This window comes from Psychrosphaera aestuarii, from assembly GCF_017948405.1.
Lineage (GTDB): Bacteria > Pseudomonadota > Gammaproteobacteria > Enterobacterales > Alteromonadaceae > Psychrosphaera > Psychrosphaera aestuarii.
This window is the reverse complement of sequence record NZ_CP072844.1, coordinates 2,815,795-2,833,425: the sequence shown is the minus strand read 5'-3', so window position 1 is coordinate 2,833,425 and position 17,631 is coordinate 2,815,795. Positions and strand designations below refer to the sequence as shown.

The window sequence follows — 17,631 nt, the reverse complement described above, 5'->3', positions numbered from 1 at the left end:
TTAACTTCCTTAGGCTCAAAAAAAAACGGCACTTAAGCCGTTTTATATTGTGAACTGTAGATTAATATATATTACGACCGTAGAAGATCTCTTGCATCTCTCGTTGTAATTTATCACGTATTTCTTGTTGTTCTTCTTCACTCAAATCATCTGTACTTAAACCAAATAGATAGTTGTTTAAGTCGTTATTGTTGATCATCATTTTGGTGTGGAACATATTCTCTTGATATACATTTACGTCGATCATGTTGTATTGGTCAAGAATGTCATCACCGATAAAGTTTTGAATAGAGTTTATTTCATGATCAATATAATGTTTGTTGCCTTCCGTATCACGGGTAAAACCGCGCACACGGTAGTCTAAAGTAACAATGTCTGACTCTAATGCATGAATTAGATAGTTCAAGGCTTTAAGTGGAGAGATAACGCCACAAGTTGATACTTCTATGTCAGCTCTAAAGGTACAAATACCATCGTGAGGGTGAATTTCAGGATAAGTATGGACACAAATATGGCTCTTATCTAAATGGCTTACGACACTCTCTGGGATAGGTCCTGGCGTTTCACTTTGATCCACTTCATCTGGAGACTTAATTTCTTCTTCACTTACTAAAATAGTAACCGAAGCACCTTGAGGATCATAATCTTGACGAGCAACATTTAAGATGTTTGCACCTATGATGTCGCACACTTCAGTAAGAATATCTGTTAAACGATCAGCATTGTATTGCTCATCGATATATTCGATATACTGTTGGCGTTGAGCCTCGGTTTGGGCATAACAGACGTCATAAATACAAAAGCCTAAGCTCTTTGTTAAGTTGTTAAAACCGTGAAGTTTAAGTTTAGATTGCAACTAACAATTCCTCAAAACAAAATAGATTAACGAAAGGGCGGATGATAAATCAATCCGACCCATTCACAAAATTATTTTTCAAAATATAGAAGGGAATTAAGAAATATCAACATAGATATCGTTAATATTTCTTAATCAAAAAGCTTAAAGCTCTTTTATTTCATAGTCATGCGAAATAGCGACGCTAGCCTCAAGCATCTTCGCAACTGAGCAATATTTATCAGCAGATAAACGAACTGCTCGTTCTACATGGCTTTCTGCAACCGCAGTGCCTGTCACAATAAATTTAAGGTGAATTTTAGTGAATACCTTAGGAACGGTTTCCGCTCGTTCAGCATCGACTTCAACTTCAACATTTTTGAAAGTTTGACGTGCTTTTTCAAGAATAGACACAACATCAATCGCGCTACAAGTTGCCGCTGACAATAGCACCATTTCCATCGGACTTGGACCACTACCAGGGTTACTGCCGTCTAACACTATTTTGTGTCCTGACTCCGTTTGACCTTCAAAGGCCATACCTTCACGCCATGATACATTTGCTTTCATTGCTAATTCCATTAATCGAGTAGGTCAGCGATAGCGCTGTCGAATACATTTTTAATAAGAGAGGTAAATTCGGTAATGAATTCTATCTGTGTTTGATTTACTGGTTTATCCCAGTATTCAGCCAGCACTTGTTGCATGTCATAAACTATGCCGTCTACTTCACGAACTATGATAGACCTATGGTTAGTTTCTAGGTCTTCATGCTGGCTACAAAGGTTTATAATTTGAGTGGAAATTTCATTTTCAACTAACACCTCTAATGTAATATCAGAAAGAGTTTCACTCTCTGATTGAACAAAAATATCTTTACTACTTGTAAGATAGTTCATTAGTTCTACGTAGGCGGTTTTGTCTGTGACCATAAAAATTTCCTTTTTTACAACTCAAAGCATAAATTTAACCTTTTACGTTAGTACTTTCAAAGATCTTATCAGCAGAAGCTGCAACAAATCCTGAATAAAGCTCGCCAGGTTTTACTTCGTAACGCTTTGCGAACTCATAAAAACAACTTGGCACTAACTCATCACCATCGATAAAAGAAACTGTAGCTTTATCAGCCATAGTTGAAGACTGCTCTAATAATACTTCCGCAGAACCTTTTATTTCGCCACCAGACGCATTTAAAACAAAACCTGCATCTTTAAGCTTTTGGTTTACTTGCTCAAGAGTTTCAAATTTTGTTAATTGATTTACACTTACGGTAAAGTGGTTCGGAATATATCCCCAAGCTGCCATCCAAGCCGCATACTCACTTTCTTCTAGTAACACTTTGTAGTCATTAGAACTAACTTTCCATTGCGTACCTGAGTACAAGAAGTTATCTGCAGTCACAGAAGACTCATCAATCTGTTCAACCAAGTCCTTAATAATACGCTGGGTATTTTCAGAAAACTCTTCTACTAATAGCTCACTAATAAACACTTTTGGCAAAGTTGGATCTGCGTGTTCGAAGTGTTTCGCTTTTAATTTCTTCGCCTCAAAATCATAGTCACCACCGTCTTTGTAACCAAGTGATAAAAAGTGTTGTGCGAGTTTATCTAAGCTCACTTTTTCTAAATTAAATGTGCGTAATGCAATATGATCATTGATAACGTCTTTGCCATTCCCTTCACCCAATAAAGCGTGGATTTGTTTTGCTGAAGGAGTAACGGTTAGATATTTTTCCCACATGTTATCAAAAAGAGCGTTTACATTTGTATGCATGACAATTCCTTGAATCTTTTTACTTGATGTTGATAAAACAAATTTGTTGTTTAAAAAAAGCGGCTAAGCCGCTTCTTTATTTTAAATACTTAGGCCAGGGCTTAAGGTTTCTGGCATGGTGACTTGTTCAAGCTCAACCGATGCAACAGGGTATGCACAATAATCAGCGGCATAGTATGCACTTGCTCTGTGATTACCAGATTGACCAATACCACCAAATGGCGCAGCGCTGCTTGCTCCTGTAATTGGTCGATTCCAGTTAACAATACCTGCTCTAATTCGACTTAAGAACTTGTTGTAAAGTTCTTGATCATCACTTAGTAGACCAGCTGATAAGCCGTAGTTTGTATTATTTGCGATTTCAATTGCTTGATCAAAATCATCAAAACGGAAAACTTTTAATAACGGACCAAAATGTTCATCATCTGGGAAGTCAGCAATATCAGTACAGTCGATAATACCTGGTGATACAAAACCGGTATCTTCTTTTAAGTGAGTAAGTTCAACAAGAACCTTACCGCCTAATTCAACTAGCTGTTGCTGTGCTGCAACCATGCCAAGCGCTGCTTTGTCAGAAATCATTGATCCCATGAACGGTTGCTCAGAAGCTTCATCTAAAGAGTCGCCAACAACAATTGAGTTTGTTGCTTCAATTAACTTAGCAAGTACTACGTCACCTTCAGCACCTTTAGGTAGAAGTAACTTTCTTGCACATGTACAACGTTGACCTGAAGATATAAATGCGGACTGAATAATGTCATGAACAACGGCATCGGTATTTTTTGCGTCTTGGATAATTAGTGGGTTATTACCGCCCATTTCCAACGCTAAAATTTTGCCTGGTTGTGCAGCAAATTGCTTATGCAACAAATGGCCTGTACCAGAGCTACCCGTGAAGAATAAGCCATCAATTTGTGGATGGTTTGCTAATGCTTTGCCAGTCTCTACTTCGCCTTGAACTAAATTCAATACGCCTGCTGGTAAGCCAGCTTTTTGCCATAACTCAACAGTAATTTGAGCAACCATTGGTGTTAGTTCACTTGGCTTAAAGATAACCGTGTTACCGGCAATTAGGGCAGGGACAATATGACCATTTGGCAAGTGGCCTGGGAAGTTGTAAGGTCCATAAACTGCAACAACACCATGTGGACGGTGACGTAACATAGCGCGGCCTTGAGGCATTGGGTTTTCTGTTGTACCAGTACGTTCATTGTACGCTTTTTCCGAGATGGCGATTTTACCAATCATGGCGCCAACTTCAGTGCGAGTTTCCCATAACGGTTTGCCCGTTTCTTTGGCAATTGCAAGTGCTACTGGCTCTTTATATTCACCAAGTAATTCAGCAAAACGTTTGATAATAGTTAAACGTTCTTCTACGGTTTTGTCTGCCCATGGTAAAAATGCCGCTCGTGCAGCCTTAACCGCTTGGTCTACTTGCTCTTCAGTTGCGGTTAACGACTCCCATAGCAATTCGTCAGTTGCAGGGTTAAGAGAACCAATTAGGTGTCCTTCGCCAGCAACCCATTCGCCGTTTATAAATTGGCCATTAATATATTTGTTTTCACTATTTGACATAAAATAATCCTATTTTAAAAGGGCAGCGCGTACTTGATCGCCGGCTTTCACATTTAATAAATCAGCATAATCCGAAGTTAATAGAACCGTCATATTTTCATGATCTAACGTGGTTTTTATTCCAGTTGCTCTAAACTCTTCAACAGATAAGTTAGCAATGATGACGTTTTTGTCGGATTCAAGCTTTTCTACAATGTTCACTGTAAATAAATCGCTGTTTTGAACAGTATGGATTTGAGATATATCCGCTTCTACAGTAGGGCCACCATCAAAAATGTCTACGTACTGCTTATAAGTAAAGCCTTCAGATTTAAGTAATTTTAGTGCAGGCTCTGTATTTTTATGAACTTTACCTATGACCGCTTGCGCTTCTTTTGACAAAAGATTTACATAAACTGGGTATTTAGGCATAAGTTCAGCAATAAATACTTTTTGGCCTATACCCGTAAGGTAGTCAGCCGTAGGAAAGTCCATTGAGAAAAAGTGCTCTTCTAACCACTTCCAAAATGGTGAGTCGCCATTTTCATCAGAAACACCGCGCATTTCTGCGATAACGGTATTGGAAAAGCGCTCTTGGTGTTGAGCTAAAAATAAGAACCTAAACTTACTTAAAATACGACCTGTACAGCCTTTACGGAACTCTTCTCTTAAGAATAATGTGCATAATTCACTCGCACCCGTATAGTCATTACACAAGGTTAATATATCCGCTGTGTTATAAATATTGAGCTGTCGACTATTATGAACAACCTTACCTAAATGATAATGGTAAAAGGCATCATCAAGTCCTACATATGACTCAATGCCACTAGTGCCCATTATTTTACCCGACGCCACGTCTTCCATAACAAAGAGAAACCCGTGTTCTTCTTTTTTGTCAGACACTTTTGACTTAAATGACGCTTCTGCGCGCTGGATTTTTTTGGCAATTAGCTCATCATTAACCGGTAACGATGTAAAACCATGCCCTGACTCTTCTGCAATTTTCAGAAGTTCAGGGAAGTCTTTTTCTTGGATTGGACGAATTACAAACATCACATCTTCTTCCTTTATAAAAATAGCCAATAAAAAATTGGCTATTTATACTTAACGAGCGCTAAATTAAGCGTTTACGATGCTTGCAACGGCTTGTTCAAACTGAGCCATGCCTTGATCAATATCTTTTAGAGGAACGATTAAAGAAGGTGTGAAACGAATTACGTTTGCGCCTGCAACTAAAATCATAGTGCCGTGCTCTAACGCTGCGTTTACGAACTCTTTTGCGCGACCTTCAAAAGCATCTGTAAGTTCTGCACCTACTAACATGCCTTGGCCACGAATATCTTTAAACACGTTATATTTGTTATTAATTTCTTCAAGTTTCGCTTTGAAGATAGCTTCACGTTCTTTAACGCCATTTAATACTTCTGGAGTATTAATAGTATCTAATGCTGCTTCAGCAACAGCACAGGCTAGCGGGTTACCGCCATATGTTGAACCGTGAGTACCAATCTTAAGATGTTTAGCTAACTCTGTAGTTGTTAACATTGCGCCGATAGGGAAACCACCACCAAGGCCTTTCGCTGAAGCTAGGATGTCTGGAGTGACGCCTAGACCCATGTACGCATATAACTCACCTGTGCGACCCGCGCCAGATTGAACTTCATCAAATATTAACAAGGCATTGTTATCATCACAAAGCTGACGAACGCCTTCAATAAATTCTTTTGTTGGTGGAATAATTCCGCCTTCACCTTGAATCGGCTCTAGCATTACCGCACAAGTTTTATCTGAAATGATTTCTTTTAAACTTTCTAAGTTGTTGTATTCAGCATGAACGATATCGCCTGGTTTAGGTCCAAAACCGTCTGAGTACGCCGGTTGACCACCAACAGTTACCGTAAAGAACGTACGACCGTGGAAACCTTTTTTGAATGAGATGATTTGCGTTTTGTGCTCACCGTGAACATCAATAGCCCAGCGACGTGCTAGTTTTAGCGCCGCTTCGTTTGCTTCTGCGCCTGAGTTGGCAAAGTAGACTTTTTCAGCAAAAGTAGCATCAGTTAGTTTTTTCGCTAAACGCAGTGCTGGCTCATTTGTCATTACGTTACTTAGATGCCAAATTTTTTCGCCTTGCTCTTTTAATGCACCAACTAAAGCTGGGTGACAATGACCAAGGCAGTTGACCGCAATGCCTCCGGCAAAATCGATGTATTCTTTATCGTTTTGGTCCCAAACGCGAGAGCCTTGTCCTCTAACAGGAATCACAGCCGCAGGAGAATAGTTAGGTACCATTACGTCATCAAATAAAGCGCGTGTTACAGTCATTTTTGTTTCCTTGTGTTAAACCTATCTCGACAAATCGAAGAATTTCAAAACAGGATTTTAAAAGTAAATACCCGCCAATTATTGCAGATTTAGACGCAAATGTCTCCATTTCAAACATCTGAGGAGTTGCTATTAGGGCTGGATAGCCAAGTTATGAATAATTAGTGAATATTTATTTAGTACGATTTTTAAAGGGGAATTATTGTGCCTATCTGCACGCTTTTAAAATTAGACATTAACTATAAAATGTCTAATTATTGCCTCATAGTGGTGCAAAATTACCGATGAATAGATTGTCATAAAAAAAATCAACAAAATTTTAGATTAGAGGGATTTTTATGTGTTTTTTGCAATTATTGGCTAGTTCTATTCGATAAATTCAGTTTTGTTAGATTTATTTTATTAAGGATAGTGACAAAGTCATTATTGATTTTACAGCCAGTAAGAAAGCGTTTTGCTTCTGGTAATTCAATCAGTCTAGCTTTTTGCAATAACTTGTATTGAGAATAAGTCTTTGATTTCAATAATAGAGACGCTATCGGCGTAAGCGAATCAATCGCTTCATTATTAACAATTTGCTCCATTGCTGGAGCTAGTGGAGCAAATTTTAATTCTAAGTGTTGCAGTAGTAAAAGACTCACATCTAACCCATGGTTAAGCACCAATTGACTCGCAAACTCACCATCTAATACTAAAGAGTTTAAAACCTTTTCAATATCACTACGACCAGAGTTTCGCGCCTTGTGCATTTCTTCAAGCCTAATTTTATCAAAAGCCCTAAGGTACATTCTCATCACTAAACCATACCCAAAACTATGCAAGAGACCAAGAGTGAAAGCGTGAAGAGGGTTCACATTAAAACGTGGTGCCAAGGTTTCCATACAATTTGCTGTTGCAATGGAGTATTGCCACAATTTTAGTTTAAAGTCTGAAAAAGGATCTGTGCTGTGTGGCAACCACTGTTTTGCAATTATCGCCAGCAGTGGCGCTTTTATATTGTCAATTCCAACATACCTAATGGCTAAACCAACATCTTCTTGAAAAGGTTTTGTCGAGTCTTTTTCACGGAAAGGGGGTTTGTTTACAATGTTTAGTAGTTCCCGCTTAATAATAGTATTTGGCTCTATAAGCGCAGCGAGCTGTTTGGTATTTAATGCTTTCGAGAGGCAAGCATCTACAGTTTTAGCTAAATTAGTGTCTAGCTTTAGAACTTCGCTGAACAAATATTCAGGGTCAGTTACTTTGCTGTCGATATAATCAAACAGTGCGTCATGAAAATATTCATTAACGTAAACCTTAAACTCTTCTTCGGTTTTTATTTTTCGCTCTTTTAGTTTTTGAGCTTTGGCTTCAACCGACAGTAAGTCTCGCGTAGTAGTAGTTTCTATTAATGTGGGTGTTAAACCTAAACGGGTTTTAGCGACTTTGTCTGATATCATCAAGTCAACAAAACGAGCTTGAATAATTTGATGAAATTTATTATTTGATGACTCTGTCATTTACGTTTTACCGTTTTCTAGTTAGGTTGCTTTTATAAAATTATTAAGCATATCAAGCCCATGCTCAGACATTACTGATTCTGGATGAAATTGTACACCCATAACTGCATAGTCGCGCATAGCCAGAGCCATTAATTCGACAGCTTCGTCACTCGATGTAGGCTTTACCCAAGCTGTAGGCTCTATGTATTCAGGTAATGTATCGGGTTTTACAATTAACGAGTGATAGCGAGTAACCGATAACGGATTAGGTAACGCTGTAAATATGCCTGACTCATTATGTTCAATGAGCGACGTTTTACCATGCATTACTTGCTGTGCTTTGCACACCGTGGCCCCAAAATATTGGCCAATAACTTGATGGCCCAAACATACACCTAAAATAGCTTTGTTTTTGTAAAAATGTTTTATTACATCGAGGGAAAGCCCAGCTTCGTTAGGCGTGCCGGGCCCTGGTGAAATTACAATTCGTTCAGGGTTAAGAGACTTTATCTGATCGATAGTTATTTCGTCGTTTCTCTTAACAACAATTTCTTGGTCTAAAGACTCAAAGTAATTGACTAAAGTGTAAGTAAAAGAGTCGTAATTATCGATCATTAACAGCATGAAAAACTCTTATCTTGGGTCAGCCACAAATCCTAGTGCGTCATAAACAGATTTTAATGTTTTCTCCGCTCTTGCTGAGGCTTTTTCAGCACCAACGCGCATAATTCTATTTAACTCAGTTTGGTCTTCTCTGATCTCTTTAAATTTAGCCTGAATAGGTTCGATCATTGAAACAACTGCATCGGCCGTATCTTTTTTCAAGTGACCATACATTTTGTCTTCATATTCAGGCACTAATTGCTCAATAGTTTTACCAGTTGCTACGCTTAATATAGTCAATAAGTTAGATACACCTGGCTTTTCATTAGTATCAAAATAAATTCTAGCTTGTTCGTCAGAATCGGTGACAGCTTTTTTCAGTTTCTTTTCAATTTTTTTAGGCTCGTCTAATAACATGATGTAACCATTAGGATTATCATCCGACTTAGACATTTTCTTTAACGGATCCTGAAGGCTCATTACTCTTGCACCAAATTCAGCAATTTGAGGCTCTGGTACTGTAAATACATCGCCATATATATTATTGAAGCGAGTCGCTATGTCTCTAGTAAGCTCTAAATGTTGCTTTTGATCTTCACCAACTGGAACTTTATCTGCTTGATATAGAAGAATATCGGCGGCTTGTAAAACAGGGTAACTGAACAAGCCAACATTTATGTTATTACTATGTTTGCTAGACTTGTCTTTAAACTGGGTCATGCGGTTTAGTTCACCCATTTGCGCATAGCAGTTAAGAACCCAAGCTAATTGTGCGTGTTCCTTAACTTGCGATTGCACGAACAAAGCCGATTTATCAGGGTCGATGCCACATGCGGTATATAAAGCAACGCCGTCTAAAGTCCTACTTCTCAATACATCAGGTTCTTGGCGAACCGTGATAGCATGTAAGTCAGCTAACATGAAATAACAGTCGTGGTTCTCTTGCATGATTCGCCACTGGTTAATAGCACCAATGTAGTTGCCTATAGTCATGCCACCAGTTGTTTGAATTCCACTTAATACTGTACTTTTCATTGTTACGCCGTTTGTTAGCTAATTTAAAATTTTCAAAGCGCATTGTAACCTGTCTTTGCCAACGCGCAATCGTGTATGTTTATTTTTAAGAAAGGTTGGCTAGAATTTGCGCAATTCGGGCCGATCTGTTTTCTGCATTAAATATTGCCGAACCCATAACAAATGTATCTGCACCAGCATCTGCAATCTGTTTTACATTTTCTGCGTTAACACCACCATCAACACTAATGCGAATGTTTCGACCTGATGCATCAAGCTTTTCTCTTAAACGAGTTATTTTATTGAGTGAGCTTGGAATAAAAGACTGACCACCGAATCCAGGATTAACTGACATAACCAGAACCATATCAAGCATATGTATTACATCATCTAAAACGTCTATTGGTGTTCCAGGGTTTAGTGCTAAACCAACTTTACAACCATGATCTTGAATCAATGTTAATGAGCGGTGTAAGTGTTTACTAGCTTCTGGGTGAAAGGTAATCATGTCGGCACCGGCTTTTGCAAATTGTTCAATCATGTCATCAACCGGCTCCACCATTAAATGTACGTCAATTGGAGCTTCTACACCGTGGTCTTTTAACGCTTTGCAGATCATAGGACCAAAGCTTAAGTTTGGAACGTAATGATTATCCATTACGTCAAAATGTACCCATTGACACCCGGCCGATAACACTTCGTTCACATCATCGCCTAATTTAGCGAAATTTGCAGATAAAATAGATGGTGATAATACAAATTCGTTGGTCATAGTAATCCTAATCGTATTTAGCTTTAGTCAATTGGTAGCGTTTACCAGACTATCTTATAAAACTTTGTCTCTAACATCGACTCAATTGTAAGTATTACTTTTACCGACAATTTCCTTTTCGTAAATATCAGACTAAACTTTTATATAACCAAAGGAGTTGAACATCATGCTACCAAACGATTTAGTTGATTCACTTGCAAAACTTCATGCCGAACTAGAAACGTCAAAAGATGTTGATCCTCAAACGTTAAGCCAAGTTAGAGAGCTTGATAAACAAATGCATGAAATGATTAAGTCTAATGAGTTAAAAGCTGAAGAGACGATGTTGTCGCAACTTTTAGCACTGGAAACAAGATTCGCGTCTGAACACCCTACTTTAGAGCGGATAACCAGAGAGGTCATCGATCGACTCGCTATGATGGGTGTCTAGTCAGATTTTAAATACAACAGGAATGACAGTTATAGCAATGAAGTATGGCTTAAATGCTATTTTGTTATATTAAACCTACTTATTATCCGCGTTAAGTAACAAACTGCTTGTTATTTAGCCAAGCAAAAAATAAATTTACCTTTTCTATTGCGATAGCCTTTAATTATGGCTTATTGTCCTCATGTACTTTCATAAGATATCTAGTATAGAAGGTGAGGATGGACTTTTCAGCCCTCAACAAAGCTACCGCTAATTCTTTTCATCAGCAAAAAGCGATTATTAAAAAAGTATTAGCGGGTAAATCGGTTCAGTGTCCTTCATGCAAACAACCTTTACAGCTCAACAGTAGCGAAAAACAGCTAAAGATTGAGTGCGTAAAGGGTTGTACCGATATTCAACTTGAAACAGAATAATAATTATAGAAGTCACAAAGACTGACTCGGAACTTTGGAGAAAGAACATGGCGACAGATTTTCAGCCGTTACACAATGAAACACATAAAGATGTAAAGATTGGTCCTGCTAAAAGTGTAGAAGACCTAAAAGACCAGCATGCGCTAGGTTTAGTAGTTCAAGAGTTTGCAAAAGCGTCTGGTGAGTTTCCAGTTGTTTTTCTTAAAGATACTGCCTCAGAAAAGTATTTTCCAATAGCAATGTTAGGATTAGAGCAAAATACAAACTTATTCGTAACAGCGGATAATAAGTGGGACGCTAACTACATGCCAGCTCGCTATACTCACAAGCCTCTAAACGTTATTCCTCATAAAGATGATAGCAACAAGTATTCGATCGCTATCGATATGGCAAGCCCTTTAATTTCAGAAGACGGATTACCTCTGTTTGACGAAGAAGGTAAAGAGAATGAGCATTTAGAAAAGCGTAAGAACGCTTTAATGGCTTATATTGAACATGAACAAATTACTGTAGCTTTCATTGAAAAGTTAGTTTCTCTTGATCTTATTCATGCTCGTAACCTTAAAGTTAATGTTAAGGATAGAGAGTTTAATTTGAATGGTCTATATATGGTTGATGAGAAGAAGTTTAATGAATTATCTGATGAGCAGTTCTTAGAGTTACGTAAGCTTGGCTATATAGCTCCAATATATGCTCAGCTTAGCTCAATCAATCAATTGAATAAGCTTATCGAACGTCAATCAAAACAAATGTAATAGAAATTTAACGAACTAAATTTCTAAAGCAAAAGCCAGCGATAAGCTGGCTTTTTTGTATCTGAATATTGGAGCTTAGGTTTTAGAAATAGGCACAAAAAAACCGAGCCTAAGCTCGGTTTTCGATAATGATGTTTGGTTATGCTACTTACGCAACACCAAACACTGCTTTAAGAGCTAAGAAACACATAATAGATAGTGCCGCGCCGATAGGTAATGTAATTACCCACGATACTACGATATTTCTAACTACGCCTAAATTAAGTGCTGCGATACCTCTCGCCATACCAACACCTAATACAGCACCAACTAACGTTTGTGTTGTAGAAATTGGAAGACCCGTACCTGATGCGATAATTACTGTTGACGCAGCCGCTAATTCAGCAGCAAAGCCACGGCTAGGAGTAAGGTGTGTAATGCCGTTACCAATAGTCTTGATAACTCGATGGCCAAATAATGCAAGACCAGCAACAATACCAAACGCGCCTAGTGGTAATACCCACCAAACTAATTGGGCTTTACTCGCAATCTCACCTTCATTTTGTACGATGCTTACTACAGCAGCTAAAGGACCGATAGCATTCGCTACGTCGTTTGAGCCGTGTGCAAAAGCCATACAACAAGCAGTAACAACCATTAATACCGCAAAGATCTTCTCTACGTTAGTGAAATGCATTTCTTTGTCAGCATTCGGATCGATTTTAATCTTGTTGATAAAGAACTTACCAATTAATGCTACTAGGATACCGGCTAAAACAGCGTAGATATAAGCATCTGCAGCAGAGATTGAAAGATCACCAGATTTAACAACATGCTTTAAGCCTTTTTTGATTGTTACCAAAGCCATAATGAAGCCAGCTAGGAACATGTAAAAAGGAACATACTTCTTCGCATTTTTTAGAGGTTCTTTAGTATCAAAGATAAGTTTTTGCGCTGAGATGAAGATTACAAAAGCAATAAAACCAGATATTGCAGGTGTTAAAATCCAACTACCGACAATGCCACCTACTTTTGCCCAGTTTACAGCGTCCATACCAACACCAAACGCGGCAAAACCAACAATTGCACCAACAATAGAGTGAGTGGTACTGACAGGCCAACCTAAGTATGACGCAACCGCAAGCCATATTGCTGCTGCAAATAACGCTGAAATCATACCTAAAACAAGTAGTTCAGGATTTGGAATAAATGGTGCAGAGTCAATAATGCCTTTACGGATTGTTGAGGTAACTTCACCACCTGCTAAATATGCACCCGCAAACTCAAAAACCATTGCAATAATAATAGCTTGCTTAATTGTTAATGCTTTTGAGCCTACCGAAGTACCCATTGCATTAGCGACGTCGTTCGCACCAATACCCCAAGCCATAAAAAAGCCTACGATTGCTGCAATGGCGATTAACATAACGCCGTAAGTAGAAATAATATCCATTGAATATACCTAATATTTTCTTTTAAATTGGTTTTGCTTAACGGGCAAGCATAAGTTCTAATCGAGAACCTACACGTTCTGCTAAGTCGGCTAATTCCCCAATCCATTCAATCATTCTGTATGTCACCATGACATCGATAGGATTTAACTCGTCTTCGATTTGTTTTAATTGCTGACGAATAGAAATTTGCATTTCATCAGTATCGTCTTCAATTGCGTCTAACTCTGTGATCATTCGCTCAACTAACTCAACTTCACGGCCACGGAATCCCGTTTCCAATAATTCGTCAAATTCATTGATTGCTTTTGATGCTTGTGCGGTAGCGTCTATATTTCTTTCTACAAACGCCATAAAACTTGGTTGGATTTGCACTGGAATAGTTAATTCACGACCTAAATAACGCCCAGCTAAGTCTTTAGCTTTATTAGCGATTTTATCTTGTTGTGTTATTAACTCTAAAATATCTGTTCTTTCTACTGGTAAAAACAAACCTCTTGGAAGATTCATTCTTACGTCGCGCTTGATAACATCCGCTTTTTTCTCAAGTTGAGAAATTTGATAGCGAAGCTCAGTTGCTTCAGTCCAATTTTCTTCACAAACCGCTGTAAAAAACGGCTTTAATAAAGACGCCGCTTCATGAACGGTTTTAATATGTTCTTCAAGTGCTTTTAACGGCGACTTTGCAAAAACACCTAAAATTGAGTGACTAGCCATAGTGAACCCTTATTTAATGGCAAAAAAAAACCAGCATGTTATTGCAGGTTAGTATCAATATTCATAGTTTACTACAAAAACAAGAAATCATGTCTTTATAATACAGGCGGTATTATATGACACATTTGTGACAAAAATGTTACAGCGGACGTAAAAAAGATCCGTCCGCTTATTAATTCATCGGTGAGTTTTATGTGGTGCTCTGTATAATTGAGTTAAGTTTAGAAAAAACATAGCCTTACAGGATGCTGTCTTGTATGTCTGATTGTGAGGTATGACGCACATCTTTACCTTTTACAAAGTAAATAATGTACTCAGAAATATTTTGACAGCGATCGCCAATGCGCTCCAACGATCTAACTGACCATAAAACGTCCATTACTTTTGGTATAGAACGTGGATCTTCCATCATATAAGTCATTAATTGACGCGTTATCGCTTCATACTCTTTGTCTAATGCTTTATCTGCGGTATGAACTTTAAAGGCAGCGTCTACATCCATACGAGCAAAAGCGTCTAGTACTTCGTGTAACATAGATAAAGCTTTACGGCCCATACTATCCATCGACACTAAAAACTCTTGCTGTGTTTTATTAAATGACTCTAAAGCGACTTTTGCGATGCGCTCAGCTTCATCTCCAATGCGCTCTAAGTCGGTAATGGTTTTAATAATTGCCAAAACCAAACGAAGATCAGATGCAGCAGGTTGACGCTTAGCAATAATCCGAGTACAGGCCTCATCTATTTTAACTTCCATTCTGTTAACCTGATAATCAGTTTCCAGTACGTGTTTTGCCAACTCTTGATCTGCTTCATTTACGGCGTTTAATGCATTTGTTAGTTGCTGCTCAACTAAACCACCCATTTTTAAAACGTCGTTGCGTATTTGTTCCAATTCAACGTTAAATTGGCCAGAAATATGTTTATTTAAATTAAGTTCCATAATTGCCTCTTAAACTCTTTATTGGTTAACCGTAACGACCGGTAATGTAGTCTTCAGTTTTCTTCATTTTTGGCGTAGTAAATAAAGCATTGGTATCTGAATGTTCAATTAATTGGCCCATATACATAAACGCTGTTTGATCTGAAACACGAGCGGCTTGTTGCATGTTATGTGTAACAATAACAACAGTATATTTGTCTTTTAATTCAGTTATCAATTCCTCAATGGTGAGCGTTGATATTGGATCAAGTGCAGAGGTCGGTTCGTCGAGCAATAGTACTTCAGGCTCTATGGCAATAGCACGGGCGATAACTAATCGTTGTTGCTGACCGCCAGATAGTCCAAGCGCACTATCATGAAGCCTGTCTTTGACTTCGTTCCAAAGCGCGGCATTAATTAGCGACTTTTCTACCACTTCATCAAGTTCACGACGGTCATTAATACCTTGTAAACGTAATCCATAAACTACGTTTTCATAAATACTTTTTGGGAACGGGTTAGGACGCTGAAACACCATGCCTACCTTACGGCGTAATGATGCTACATCAACAGATCTGTCATAGATATTTTGGTTATGCAGTAATATCTCGCCATCGATTTTACAGGTATCAACCAAGTCATTCATACGGTTCATACAGCGTAATAACGTGGATTTACCGCAACCAGACGGTCCTATAAATGCCGTAACTTGGCCCTTAGGAATCACCATGCTGATGTTTTCTAGCGCTTGTTTATCGCCGTAGAACAAGTTTAAATCTTTTATCTCAAGTGCTATTTGTTCTTGTGACAAGTTATCGATGTCGATGATAGATGACGACTTGTTACTCATATCTGGTGCTACCGAAATCATCTTAAAACCTCATTTTAAATTTATTTCTAAAGCTAAATGAATAGCTTTCTTTTAATCTCAATTAATTAATGTTCTAACGACTTATATTTTTCACGCAAATGATTTCGAATACCTATCGCTGTTATATTTAATGTCACAATTACAGTGACGAGTAATAGCGAGGTAGCGTAAACCAGTGGTCTCGCTGCTTCAACATTTGGACTTTGGAAACCAACGTCATATATATGAAAGCCAAGATGCATAAATTTTCGATCTAAATGAACATAGGGAAAGTTACCGTCAATTGGTAACGTAGGCGCCATTTTTACCACGCCGACTAACATTAACGGTGCAACTTCACCAGCTGCTCGTGCTACGGCTAAAATAAGACCTGTCATTATGGCCGGCGATGCCATTGGAATTATAATACGCCAAATTGTTTCTGCTTTTGTTGCGCCAAGGGCAAGTGAGCCTTGACGAAGCGCACCAGGAATTCGTGATAAGCCTTCCTCTGTTGATACAATAACAACAGGTAAGGTAAGAATCGCAAGCGTTAGTGCAGACCAAATGACACCTGGCGTACCAAATGTAGGACCCGGCAATGCTTCAGGGTAAAACAATTGATCTAACGAACCACCAAGCATATAGACAAAAAAGCCAAGACCAAAAACGCCGTATACAATAGATGGAACACCCGCTAAATTGATTACTGAAATTCTAATTATTTTAGTTACGGCATTATTACCAGCGTATTCATGTAGATAAATGGCTGCGATTACACCAAAAGGGGTAACGATAATCGCCATGAGCATAACCATAAACACAGTGCCAAATATTGCAGGGAATACACCACCTTCAGTATTTGCTTCACGAGGGTCATCAGAAACAAACTTGCCGAGTTGCTTGCCATACTGCACTAGCTTCTCAAAAAAGTTCATGTCATTTGGAAAAGACACGTCTAAAACATAATAAATTGGTAAGGTAACAAGCTCACCGCGCATGTCTCTAACAATGACCGAATCTCGACGCGCTTTATCTCTATATTCAAACAGTTGTTTTTCATACACCTTGTATTCGTTGCGCAGTTCAGTGCGTTGGCGTTCAAGTTCAGCAAGCGCTTGGCTAGTTAAAGAGTCCTCTAATTCTAATTTGCGCTCTTTTAATCTTAATTTTTCAAGTTGATAATTAATAGCGCCAATTTCATCGTTTTGTAAATCTAAGGCTTGGTCATTTAAATCTACCGCTCTATCAATCGCGGAAAATAGAGCTTCATTGGTGTTCTCTCTAACAGTCACACCATCAATTATCAGTGAATCTACAAATCCATAAAAATTGCCGTTTTTGCTGCGTTCAAATACTGCAATTCCACTCGGCTTCGATTGCGCTAAAATTTCTGGACCTAAAATCCATTGGAAATCTAAATCAACGTATTCTCTGTTACCGGTTTTAATTAAGTAACGTTCAACAAACTCACCTTGTAACTTTTCAAACTTGATACCAGAGGTAATGAGTCGCTGAGTAGGTACTTTTTCTGTTTCATAAATCTCACCGATTACAACGCGAGATTCACCATTGGCATTAGCAATTTCAAATTGATGTATATCAGATGGCCAAAAGAACGACAGACCACGTGATGCAATAAGCAGTAATAAACCTATTACTGATAGTAAACTAATACTAACAGCGCCAGCGGTCATCCATATCCAAGGAGCACCTGACTTAAACCATAACTTCATATTAAATCTCCAAACAAG

The 17,631-nt window shown here is 38.3% G+C and carries 19 protein-coding genes; 3 read left to right on the top strand and 16 right to left on the bottom strand.

Annotated features, from left to right (window positions below; genetic code table 11):
- Nucleotides 1–61 precede the first annotated feature (61 nt).
- From speD to rpe, 11 genes are all read right to left on the bottom strand, one after another.
- Nucleotides 62–856: an adenosylmethionine decarboxylase gene (speD, locus tag J9318_RS12845; protein ID WP_210560285.1), complete on the bottom strand. Its 795-nt coding sequence runs from the start codon at nucleotides 854–856 to the stop codon at nucleotides 62–64.
- A gap of 144 nt (nucleotides 857–1,000) precedes the next feature.
- Nucleotides 1,001–1,405 (bottom strand): OsmC family protein, encoded by a 405-nt coding sequence (locus J9318_RS12840; protein ID WP_210560284.1) that lies wholly within the window; start codon nucleotides 1,403–1,405, stop codon nucleotides 1,001–1,003.
- Nucleotides 1,406–1,416: 11 nt separating this feature from the next.
- On the bottom strand, nucleotides 1,417–1,767 hold the full coding sequence (locus J9318_RS12835) for a DUF3802 family protein (RefSeq protein WP_210560283.1): 351 nt from the start codon (nucleotides 1,765–1,767) through the stop codon (nucleotides 1,417–1,419).
- A gap of 34 nt (nucleotides 1,768–1,801) precedes the next feature.
- Complete coding sequence (locus J9318_RS12830) at nucleotides 1,802–2,608, bottom strand: DUF1338 domain-containing protein (RefSeq protein WP_210560282.1); 807 nt, start codon at nucleotides 2,606–2,608, stop codon at nucleotides 1,802–1,804.
- A gap of 81 nt (nucleotides 2,609–2,689) precedes the next feature.
- Nucleotides 2,690–4,183, bottom strand: coding sequence for a succinylglutamate-semialdehyde dehydrogenase (astD, locus tag J9318_RS12825; protein WP_210560281.1), 1,494 nt, complete (start codon nucleotides 4,181–4,183; stop codon nucleotides 2,690–2,692).
- Nucleotides 4,184–4,192: 9 nt separating this feature from the next.
- Nucleotides 4,193–5,218 (bottom strand): arginine N-succinyltransferase, encoded by a 1,026-nt coding sequence (astA, locus tag J9318_RS12820; protein ID WP_210562458.1) that lies wholly within the window; start codon nucleotides 5,216–5,218, stop codon nucleotides 4,193–4,195.
- 66 nt (nucleotides 5,219–5,284) lie between these two features.
- Nucleotides 5,285–6,490, bottom strand: coding sequence for an aspartate aminotransferase family protein (locus tag J9318_RS12815; protein WP_210560280.1), 1,206 nt, complete (start codon nucleotides 6,488–6,490; stop codon nucleotides 5,285–5,287).
- Nucleotides 6,491–6,843: 353 nt separating this feature from the next.
- Nucleotides 6,844–7,989 carry an HDOD domain-containing protein gene (locus J9318_RS12810; protein ID WP_210560279.1) on the bottom strand — a complete coding sequence of 382 codons (1,146 nt, stop codon included), beginning with the start codon at nucleotides 7,987–7,989 and terminating at the stop codon, nucleotides 6,844–6,846.
- Nucleotides 7,990–8,010: 21 nt separating this feature from the next.
- The gene (locus tag J9318_RS12805) at nucleotides 8,011–8,595 is read right to left on the bottom strand and encodes an anthranilate synthase component II (RefSeq protein ID WP_210560278.1); all 585 of its coding nucleotides are present in this window, start codon (nucleotides 8,593–8,595) and stop codon (nucleotides 8,011–8,013) included.
- A 9-nt stretch (nucleotides 8,596–8,604) separates the two neighbouring features.
- Entirely contained in the window at nucleotides 8,605–9,609 is a 1,005-nt protein-coding gene (gene trpS, locus J9318_RS12800; protein ID WP_210560277.1) for a tryptophan--tRNA ligase, read from the bottom strand.
- A gap of 85 nt (nucleotides 9,610–9,694) precedes the next feature.
- Nucleotides 9,695–10,360, bottom strand: a complete 666-nt coding sequence (rpe, locus tag J9318_RS12795; protein ID WP_210560276.1) for a ribulose-phosphate 3-epimerase — start codon at nucleotides 10,358–10,360, stop codon at nucleotides 9,695–9,697.
- A gap of 166 nt (nucleotides 10,361–10,526) precedes the next feature.
- Between rpe and J9318_RS12790 the strand changes: the two genes are divergently transcribed.
- The 3 genes from J9318_RS12790 to J9318_RS12780 all read left to right on the top strand — a co-directional run bounded on the left by J9318_RS12790 (nucleotide 10,527) and on the right by J9318_RS12780 (nucleotide 11,958).
- Complete coding sequence (locus tag J9318_RS12790) at nucleotides 10,527–10,790, top strand: DUF4404 family protein (RefSeq protein WP_210560275.1); 264 nt, start codon at nucleotides 10,527–10,529, stop codon at nucleotides 10,788–10,790.
- A 218-nt stretch (nucleotides 10,791–11,008) separates the two neighbouring features.
- Nucleotides 11,009–11,203 carry a hypothetical protein gene (locus tag J9318_RS12785; protein ID WP_210560274.1) on the top strand — a complete coding sequence of 65 codons (195 nt, stop codon included), beginning with the start codon at nucleotides 11,009–11,011 and terminating at the stop codon, nucleotides 11,201–11,203.
- Between the two features lie 47 nt (nucleotides 11,204–11,250).
- Nucleotides 11,251–11,958 carry a SapC family protein gene (locus J9318_RS12780; protein ID WP_210560273.1) on the top strand — a complete coding sequence of 236 codons (708 nt, stop codon included), beginning with the start codon at nucleotides 11,251–11,253 and terminating at the stop codon, nucleotides 11,956–11,958.
- A gap of 148 nt (nucleotides 11,959–12,106) precedes the next feature.
- Here the strand turns inward: J9318_RS12780 and J9318_RS12775 are convergent, their stop codons facing one another.
- From J9318_RS12775 to pstA, 5 genes are all read right to left on the bottom strand, one after another.
- Nucleotides 12,107–13,390 carry an inorganic phosphate transporter gene (locus J9318_RS12775; protein ID WP_210560272.1) on the bottom strand — a complete coding sequence of 428 codons (1,284 nt, stop codon included), beginning with the start codon at nucleotides 13,388–13,390 and terminating at the stop codon, nucleotides 12,107–12,109.
- A gap of 37 nt (nucleotides 13,391–13,427) precedes the next feature.
- Entirely contained in the window at nucleotides 13,428–14,105 is a 678-nt protein-coding gene (locus tag J9318_RS12770) for a TIGR00153 family protein (protein ID WP_210560271.1), read from the bottom strand.
- A gap of 238 nt (nucleotides 14,106–14,343) precedes the next feature.
- Nucleotides 14,344–15,048 carry a phosphate signaling complex protein PhoU gene (gene phoU, locus J9318_RS12765; protein WP_210560270.1) on the bottom strand — a complete coding sequence of 235 codons (705 nt, stop codon included), beginning with the start codon at nucleotides 15,046–15,048 and terminating at the stop codon, nucleotides 14,344–14,346.
- A gap of 25 nt (nucleotides 15,049–15,073) precedes the next feature.
- Nucleotides 15,074–15,898, bottom strand: coding sequence for a phosphate ABC transporter ATP-binding protein PstB (pstB, locus tag J9318_RS12760; RefSeq protein WP_210560269.1), 825 nt, complete (start codon nucleotides 15,896–15,898; stop codon nucleotides 15,074–15,076).
- Between the two features lie 65 nt (nucleotides 15,899–15,963).
- Nucleotides 15,964–17,613, bottom strand: coding sequence for a phosphate ABC transporter permease PstA (pstA, locus tag J9318_RS12755; protein WP_210560268.1), 1,650 nt, complete (start codon nucleotides 17,611–17,613; stop codon nucleotides 15,964–15,966).
- Between the last annotated feature and the right edge of the window lie 18 nt (nucleotides 17,614–17,631).